The sequence below is a fragment of the Halorubrum sp. SP3 genome (genome assembly GCF_005435195.1).
GTDB classification, from domain to species: Archaea; Halobacteriota; Halobacteria; order Halobacteriales; family Haloferacaceae; genus Halorubrum; species Halorubrum sodomense.
This window is the reverse complement of record NZ_SGTU01000295.1, coordinates 1-531: the sequence shown is the minus strand read 5'-3', so window position 1 is coordinate 531 and position 531 is coordinate 1. Positions and strand designations below refer to the sequence as shown.

General features: G+C 71.6%; 1 protein-coding gene. It reads left to right on the top strand.

The features are described 5' to 3' along the window. The coding region (locus EXE42_RS16625) for a metal ABC transporter substrate-binding protein (RefSeq protein WP_137707024.1) at nt 1-531 on the top strand (531 nt) is incomplete at both ends.

The window sequence follows — 531 nt, the reverse complement described above, 5'->3', positions numbered from 1 at the left end:
GGACGCCTTCGTCTACCTCGACAGCCCGGAGTTCTCGTGGGCGCAGGACCTCGCGGAGACGCTGGAGAGCGACTACGACTCCGTCGCCGTGGTCGACGTGCTCGACGGGCTGGAAGACGACCTGCTCGACTGGGACCACAACCACGGCGGAGAGGGCGGCGACCACGGCGACGAGAGCCACGACGGGGAAGGGGACTCCCACGAGGGCGACGATCACGAGGGCGACGACCACGGCGGCGAGGGGGAGACCCGGTACGACCCCCACGTCTGGACCGACCCGGTCCTCGCGGCCGAGATGGTCGAGTCGATCGCCGCGGGGCTCGGCGAGGCGGACCCGGAGCACGCCGACGCGTACGCCGCCAACGCCGAGTCGTACGCCGACGAACTCGGCGCGGTCGACGACGCGTTCGAGTCGATCGCCGAGGACGCCGCGCGCGACGTGGCGGTGCTGGCGGGCCACAACTCCTTCCAGTACTTAGAGGCGCGCTACGGGTTCCGGCTCCACTCGCCGGTCGGGGTCTCGCCGCAGAA